Annotated in this window: 6 protein-coding genes; 2 read left to right on the top strand and 4 right to left on the bottom strand. The window is 69.2% G+C overall.

The window, feature by feature from the left end; genetic code table 11:
- Positions 1-137: 137 nt before the first annotated feature.
- Positions 138-1,559 carry an HNH endonuclease signature motif containing protein gene (locus NH287_RS14335; protein WP_253036152.1) on the bottom strand — a complete coding sequence of 474 codons (1,422 nt, stop codon included), beginning with the start codon at positions 1,557-1,559 and terminating at the stop codon, positions 138-140.
- Between the two features lie 241 nt (positions 1,560-1,800).
- On the opposite strand from NH287_RS14335, the gene NH287_RS14330 reads away from it, so the two are divergent.
- Together NH287_RS14330 and NH287_RS14325 are read left to right on the top strand one after the other, a co-directional pair.
- On the top strand, positions 1,801-2,382 hold the full coding sequence (locus NH287_RS14330; protein ID WP_253036151.1) for a hypothetical protein: 582 nt from the start codon (positions 1,801-1,803) through the stop codon (positions 2,380-2,382).
- Positions 2,383-2,403: 21 nt separating this feature from the next.
- On the top strand, positions 2,404-3,789 hold the full coding sequence (locus NH287_RS14325) for a PD-(D/E)XK nuclease family protein (RefSeq protein WP_253036150.1): 1,386 nt from the start codon (positions 2,404-2,406) through the stop codon (positions 3,787-3,789).
- 702 nt (positions 3,790-4,491) lie between these two features.
- Here the strand turns inward: NH287_RS14325 and glmM are convergent.
- Genes glmM through rplM form a run of 3 tightly spaced genes read right to left on the bottom strand, consistent with a single transcriptional unit; the run spans position 4,492 to position 6,804 of the window.
- Complete coding sequence (glmM, locus tag NH287_RS14320) at positions 4,492-5,835, bottom strand: phosphoglucosamine mutase (protein ID WP_253036149.1); 1,344 nt, start codon at positions 5,833-5,835, stop codon at positions 4,492-4,494.
- 7 nt (positions 5,836-5,842) lie between these two features.
- A complete protein-coding gene (gene rpsI, locus NH287_RS14315; RefSeq protein ID WP_253036148.1) occupies positions 5,843-6,328 on the bottom strand; it encodes a 30S ribosomal protein S9 in 486 nt (161 codons plus the stop codon).
- Between the two features lie 29 nt (positions 6,329-6,357).
- Entirely contained in the window at positions 6,358-6,804 is a 447-nt protein-coding gene (rplM, locus tag NH287_RS14310) for a 50S ribosomal protein L13 (protein ID WP_253036147.1), read from the bottom strand.
- Between the last annotated feature and the right edge of the window lie 575 nt (positions 6,805-7,379).

Raw genomic sequence — 7,379 nt, 5'->3', positions numbered from 1 at the left:
AGCCGCCGCACCGCAAGCCGCACCCCGCACGCCGCACGCCGCACGCCGCACGCCGCACGCCGCACGCCGCACGCCGCACGCCGCATTATCCCGCGCGTACCCGCGCCGCATCCCGGGCCCCCGCACACCGCATCTCCTCACGACGCCCGCGCCTGCACCCCGGCGGTGCGCCATCCGGTACGGTCGGGCGGCGGATCCCACAGCCACCGCAGCGGCGATTTCGACCGGAGTGGCACGGGCTCCCGCCCGCTGCCGGGCGGAGCGTGCAACACGAATCCGGCCTCGACCCGCTCGATGCGCCACCCGTTGTTGTGCAGGAGCAGGTGATGGAACCGGCAGAGCAGCACGCCCTCGTCGGTGTCGGTCCTCCCACCCTCGGACCACGGCATGCTGTGGTGCGCTTCGCAGTACGACGGCGGTCGCTCGCACCCGGGCCAGAGGCATCCCCCGTCGCGGGCGGCGAGCGCGACCCGCTGCGCGCGGGTGAACAGTCGCTCGTCACGTCCGACGGCGAGGGGTGTGCCGGCGGCATCCACTTCGATGCGGATGCGGCCGCCGGTGCAGTGCGCGCGGTCGACGACCGAGCCGGGCAGGGCTGAGCCGCCGTCCTCGACGATCCCGGTCGCTCCGTGACGCCCGAGGCCGTCGCGGGGCGCCTCGGTGACGATGACGCGGACGCCGGGTTCACGCGCTCCGAACACGTCTTTCGCGGTGGCGAGCGCGCCCGCACGCAGGACGTCGACGAGCACGTCGTACGAGAGCTGTTCGTTCGATCGCGCGTCGTCGACGAGCGCGGCGGCCTCGGCGCGTTCGGCGTCGGTCATGAACCTGGGCCCGCCGCGGCGGGGGCGCAGGGCGGCGTCGAGGACGCTCCGCATCCACGGCCCCATCTCGTCGTCGAAGACCATCGATCCTCGGGAGAACCCGTCGCCGTCGGTCCAGAGCCGGAACGACCTGCGCTCGAAGCGCCGCGCGAACCGCTCCTCGGCCCCGGCGGGGTCGAGCATGTCGCGCAGTGTGCGCGCCTGCGCGGTGAGCTGTTCCACCGACCACTGGTCGGCCTCGTCCGCGAGCCGTTCGGCTGCCCTGGCCCACGCCGCTGCAAGACCGAGCGTCGGCGGATCACCGAGCCCCGTCAGGATCGCCCCGTACTGCGCCGACGACAGCGCCCCGTCGTAGAGGAGCCGATCGAGCGCGCCGTGCCACCCGGCATCCCCCGAGCCCATCAGCGCCTCCCCCACTCGCACGGCGCGCGTCGCCTCGGCGCGCGTGATGCCGGTGGTCGCCTGGATCATCTCGACCGGCGTGCGATGCCCGGTCTCGGCGCTGAGCCCACCGCTTCCCCGCTCGCGGCTCGATCGCTGCGCCGCGACACCGGCGAGCACCGCCTGCAGCACACCGATCTCACGGGCCACCCGCCCCGCGCGGGCGATGAGCGTCCTCACCGTGTCGTCATCGAGACGACCGACGGATGCCGCCAGGTCAGACGCGTCGACGTCGAGCGCATCGAGGGCGGTGAGGCCCTCGACACTCTCTCGCAGCGTCGTCGCGAATGGCATATCTGTACGATGCCACACACCTCCGACATTCGTACATGTGTTCGTCAAGCTGTGGATAACCGACCGGCCCACCGTCGTGCAGGGGTGTTCGGAATCGTCCGGGTTCCGCATTCCCACCCGTCCCCGCCCCCGCCGGACCCTAACGTCGCACCGACGGCGGGTGTTCGCCCCGCCTGCCGCTCCGCGCGCGTCCGCCTCCCGACGACACACCCGCGCAGCAGAGACGACGAGGAGAACTCGCATGATCGACGAAGACAGCATCCGCCTGCGCGACCGGCGGTGGGTGTGGCTCACCGGGCGTATCGCTCTCTGGGTCCTGATCGCCGCCCTCAGCACGGCCCTGCTTCTGACGATGGCGGCGTCGATCGTCGCCGCGTTCCAGGCCGCCGCCGCTCCCGGCGAAGAGCACTGGAGCGACCGGACGGGGGCGGTCGGCGACACGTTCGGCGGGCTCCTCGGCCCGTTCCTCAACGCCCTCGTGCTCGGCGTCACGGTGGTGTTGGCCGTCGCCTGGCAGCCGCGGCGGGATCGACGACAGAAGGCCGAGTCCCTCGTGGCGTGGCTCGCGCGGTCGGATGCCGACGACCAGGGTGTCGTCATCACGAACGGCGCGGGCGCGATCGCCCATGACGTCGGCGTGAGGTTCGGGGCGAAGAAGGAGGGGCAGAGCGACCTCGTCCTCTGGGAGGCGCACGTTCCGCCGGGCGAATGGAAGGGCGTCGAGAAGACCCTGTCCGAACGCGGGGCGACCGCCCCCTCGTCACCGCCCTCGCCGACGACTGACGCCGACAACCGCATCGCCGCGCACGACGCCGTGCGCTGAACCCTCACCGAAAGGCTTCTGATGACCGAACCCGACCCCCGCGCCGATGACCTCGCCGATGCCCTGCTCGCACTGCTCGACGAGCCGGCGATCGAGCGGCGCGCCCTGCCGCCGGCGAACTTCTGGAGCATCGTCCACTACGGCGAGCAGAGTTACGAGAACCGGTACAACCGGGTGGTGCGTTGGCTGCTCGACCCGACCGAGAACCACGGGTTGGATGCCGCGGTGGTCAACTCGCTGATCGCCGCTGTGTGGGCGGGGCCGGGCGAGCAGCCCGTGGTCGGCGTACGCCGGGTGCGGACGGGCATCGAGACGCCGGCCCCCCGCGCCTCGGACGCCGCACTCGCGGGGCGCATCGACATCACGGTCGTCGATCATGCGAACCGGGTCGTGATCGCGATCGAGAGCAAACTCGCCTCGAGCGCGCACGATGAGCAGCTGCGCCGATACCGCGAGTGGATCACGTCGGCGTATGCCGGGTGGCAGCACGTGTTCGTGTTCCTGACCGAGGTCGCCGAGCAACCCGACGACGAGGGGTGGACCGCGTTGACGTACGGCGATTTCGTCGACGTGATCGCGGCGGAACGGGAGACGCGCAAGGTGGCGTCGCGGGTCGACGCCGTGATCGACGACTTCGTGGCCGACGTCGACCGACGCGGTGCGGGACCTGCGGACGAGCGCATCGCGGGGCTCTTCTTCACGGATGCCGCTGAGCCGAAGCCCGCGCAGGTGCGGTTCGCCGACCTGCTGCTGGCGGTGGCCGACGAGATCGAACCTGCGGATGCCGAGAGACGAGCGCCGCATGCGCGGCTCGCCGCGTACGTGGCGGGGCTGAGGAGCTCGGCGCCGGCACCGGCGGCATCCCATGTCTTCGGCAGGTTGACGACACGGTTCGAGGAACGGTCACGCTCGTCCTCGGAGCTGGTGCGGACGCTGTCCTACGTGCTGGATCACGCGCCGCGCATACTCGCACAGGACCATGCGAAGGCGCCGGGCGTGGCGGAGTTCTTTTCCGCCTACGCGGAGCACCTCACGGGGAGGGCGCGGCGGAGCGCCCGCGACGGTGTGTCCACGGTGCGCCCGGAGCAGAGCCTCGGTGGCTATCTGCGCACGGTGCGCGTGAACCAGGGCGGCAAGGGTGTCACGTTCAACGAGCGGGTCGAGGGCGTGGCGCGGTTCCGGGTGTCCGGCAACGACCTCGCCGTCTTCCCCTGGTGGGTGGGGCACATCGGCGATGAGACGCGCAACATCCCGCGCTCGGCCTGCGGGATCGTCGGTGCGCGGGTGCAGAGGCGCCCTCTCGCCGAATGGACGCCGGAGGAGTTGCACGCCGCGGTGCTGGCCGCGCTCGGGGACATCGCTGCGCACGGCGACGGCCGATGCGGATGCGGCGAGGCGATCCGCTGATCAGGCGTTCCCGAGCAGGATGCCGAGCACGCCGCCGCTGGCGGGGTCGCAGGGCGCTGACAAAGAGGCACTGGTTGTTCCGTCACCCGTCTTGGCGGGCGGCTGCAGCCACCTACGCATCGATGCGAATTAGGGCGTCGTGGGATCGTCTCCCGAAGCCGACCGCGCGGTTCGGCGGGCACGCTCCCACTCGGAAGCCTTGTACAAGAGGTGGCAGCTCGCCACGCCGACACTCCGCCCGTTCACGGTCACGAGGTCTAGAGACGAATTGAACTCCTCCTCGTCTGCATCGCGCACGCTTGGAACCAAGTTCGTGACGGCCACCAAAAAGCGGAGGAAGACCCAGCGCGTGATGGCCTCCGCGGGAGAGTTCGGACCGGGAGCAAAGCCGTGAGGCGGTCGATTGGTGAGATAACCAGGCGCGGCACTAAGCCGCCACACGCGCCCTACTCCCGGCGGGTCAAAAGTGAATGACATCGTGTGTGGTCGCCCTAAATCGAAGTTCGCGACGCAGTGACCCGACACTCGACTCTCGGTGAAAAACCCCATGCGGACCGATCCTTTCCCCAAGTTAAGAACGGTCGGCGTCATCATGACACAACGCCAAGGATCGCGCGACGCTGTCCTAGCGTCGGCTCGGAGTGGAGCGGTCCGGCGAGGTAGTCCGCATCCTCGTTGGGGCGGTAATCGCACGCCCCAACCTCAGCCCCGCACGACCCCCGCAAGCCGCTCGGCAACCCGTTGCGCGTCGGCCTCCGACGCCGCTTCGACCATGACACGTACGAGCGGCTCGGTCCCCGACGGGCGCAGCAGCACCCGCCCCGAATCGCCGAGTTCGGCTTCAGCTTCAGCGACCGCCGACACCACGTCGGGGTCGGTCGCTCGCGAGCGTTCGACGCCCTTGACGTTGATGAGCACCTGCGGGAACACGGTCATGACCTTCGCGAGCTCTGACAGCGGCTTGCGCTGACGGGCGACCTCTGCGGCGAGGTGCAGGCCGGTGAGCAGCCCGTCGCCGGTGGTGGCGTAGTCGCTCATGATGACGTGGCCGCTCTGCTCGCCGCCAAGCGAGAAGCCGCCCTCGTTCATGCGCTCGAGGACGTACCGGTCGCCGACGGCGGTCGTTTCGAGGTGGATGCCGTGGGCCGCCATCGCGCGATGCAGACCGAGATTGCTCATCACGGTCGCGACGAGCGTGTCGTCCTTCAGCAGCCCGCGCTCTTTCATCGACACGGCGAGGATCGCCATGATCTGGTCGCCGTCGATGATGCGGCCGTCGGCGTCGACGGCGAGGCAGCGGTCGGCGTCACCGTCGTGGGCGATGCCGAGGTCGGCGCCTGTGCGGAGCACTTCGGCGACGAGCTTGTCGAGATGTGTGGAACCGACACCGTCGTTGATGTTCATGCCGTCGGGGTCGGCACCGATGACGGTGACCTTGGCTCCGGCATCCCGGAACGTCTCGGGTGAGACGCCAGATGCGGCACCGTTGGCGCAGTCGAGCACGACGTGCAGGCCACGGAGGCTGGTGCGCAGGGATGCGAGCAGGTGCACGACGTAGCGGTCTTCGGCGTCGGCGAAGCGGCTGATGCGGCCGACTGCTCCCCCGGTGGGGGCGAGCTTGGGGCCGGCCATGGCTTCTTCGATGCGTTGCTCGACCACGTCGGGGAGCTTGACGCCGCCACGGGCGAAGATTTTGATGCCGTTGTCGGGTGCCGGGTTGTGCGAGGCCGAGATCATGACGCCGAAGTCGGCGTCGATGTCACCGACGAGGAACGCGGCGGCAGGGGTCGGCAGAACGCCGGCATCGAGCACGTCGACGCCGGAGGAGGCGAGTCCTGCGGCGACGGCTGCGCTGAGGAAGTGACCCGAGACCCGCGGGTCGCGTGCGACGACGGCCGTGAGGCGGCGTCCGCTGCGGCGGCGGGCTTCGGCGATACGACCCTGGCCCAGGACGACCGCGGTCGCCTGGGCCAGGGTGAGCGCGAGATCGGCGGTGAGGGGGCCGTTTGCGAGGCCCCGCACACCGTCCGTCCCGAACAGTGCCATCGAAGGATTAACGCTTCGAGTACTGGGGAGCCTTGCGCGCCTTCTTGAGACCAGCCTTCTTGCGCTCCTTGACGCGAGCGTCACGCGACAGGAAGCCGGCCTTCTTGAGCGTCGGGCGGTTGTTCTCGGCGTCGATCTCGTTGAGGGCACGCGCGATGCCGAGGCGCAGGGCGCCGGCCTGGCCCGAGGGGCCACCACCCGAGATGCGGGCGATCACGTCGTAGCCACCGGCGAGGCCGAGGACCGTGAACGGGTCGTTGATGAGCTGCTGGTGCAGCTTGTTGGGGAAGTAGTCCTCGATGGTGCGGCCGTTCACCGTGATGGTTCCCGAGCCGGGAACCAGGCGCACGCGGGCGATGGCCTGCTTGCGACGGCCCACAGCGGTGCCGGGGACGGAGAGGACGGGGCGAGCCGGGGCGGCCTCGGCGGCAGCCGGCGTCTCGGTCGAGTAGTTCTCGGGAGTCTGGTCGAGGGAGTCAGCGATCTTCGCCATCAGATAATCCTTGTTCTTCTCTGCGGCGCTTACTGGGCGACCTGGTCGAAGGTGTACGTGGTGGGCTGCTGGGCCGCGTGCGGGTGCTCGGCACCGGCGTAGACCTTGAGCTTGGACAGCTGCTGGCGACCCAGGCTGTTCTTGGGGAGCATGCCGCGGACGGCCTTCTCAACGGCGCGCACCGGGTTCTTCTCGAGGAGCTCGGCGTAGGTGACCGACTTGAGGCCGCCCGGGTAGCCCGAGTGGCGGTAGGCCTTCTTCTGCTCGAGCTTCTGGCCGGTGAGGGCCACCTTGTCGGCGTTGATGATGATCACGAAGTCGCCCGTGTCGACGTGGTTCGCGAAGGTGGGCTTGTGCTTGCCGCGCAGGAGCGTGGCAGCGTGCGAGGCGAGGCGGCCGAGGACGACGTCGGATGCGTCGATGACCACCCACTCACGGGTGATCTCACCAGCCTTGGGGGTGTACGTGCGCGTCACAGTAGTGCTGCTTTCATTGATTCGAACGGAGGAGTTCGTGAATCCCACTCCGGGGTGGTTCGCTCGGGATGCCGGTCGAACACGCCAGTGGAGGGCTCACGTTCGCGGTGTCAGGCCAGCAGGGCGCAGGCACCAATGGTCGATCATACGCTATAGAGTCGCGACCTAGTAACGCGATGCGACGCAGACCGGGCCCGAATCAGCGCGAATGCCGGAAAAATCGAGGGATGGGACTCACTTCGCGCCTCGTGTCCAGTCGACTCCTGGCGCCCCAGGAAACCCCAGGGGCATCCAGACGAGGATCGCCCCACGGTACGCTCGCGAGATGATCGTGAGGCTGATCCGCGCGCGCAATGTTCCCATCCTGGGACGAGTTATTAGGCAATTGCTCTTACTTCTTTCCGTGGAAGTACCACCGCAGGTGTGGATCGGCGCGGACCTCCGCGTTCGGTCAAGTCCCGTGGAGTGGTGTAACCGTTTCGTGATCCTTCAGGGATGTGGGGGCTAGTTTTCGTTGTGATTGCAGATGCTCGCGACGAGCTCACTCACGGTGTCGGAGTACAGCCCAGGAGTGG

Source organism: Microbacterium sp. CnD16-F, from assembly GCF_024124465.1.
Lineage (GTDB): Bacteria > Actinomycetota > Actinomycetes > Actinomycetales > Microbacteriaceae > Microbacterium > Microbacterium gawkjiense.
The sequence above is the reverse complement of the archived record's forward strand: the minus strand, read 5'-3'. Positions and strand labels throughout refer to the sequence as shown.

Bases quoted from the DNA above. Each gene is read 5' to 3' on its own strand.
- NH287_RS14335 (WP_253036152.1), bottom strand. From the start codon at position 1,559: ATGCCATTCGCGACGACGCTGCGAGAGAGTGTCGAGGGCCTCACCGCC.
- NH287_RS14330 (WP_253036151.1), top strand. From the start codon at position 1,801: ATGATCGACGAAGACAGCATCCGCCTGCGCGACCGGCGGTGGGTGTGG.
- NH287_RS14325 (WP_253036150.1), top strand. From the start codon at position 2,404: ATGACCGAACCCGACCCCCGCGCCGATGACCTCGCCGATGCCCTGCTC.
- glmM (WP_253036149.1), bottom strand. From the start codon at position 5,835: ATGGCACTGTTCGGGACGGACGGTGTGCGGGGCCTCGCAAACGGCCCC.
- rpsI (WP_253036148.1), bottom strand. From the start codon at position 6,328: ATGGCGAAGATCGCTGACTCCCTCGACCAGACTCCCGAGAACTACTCG.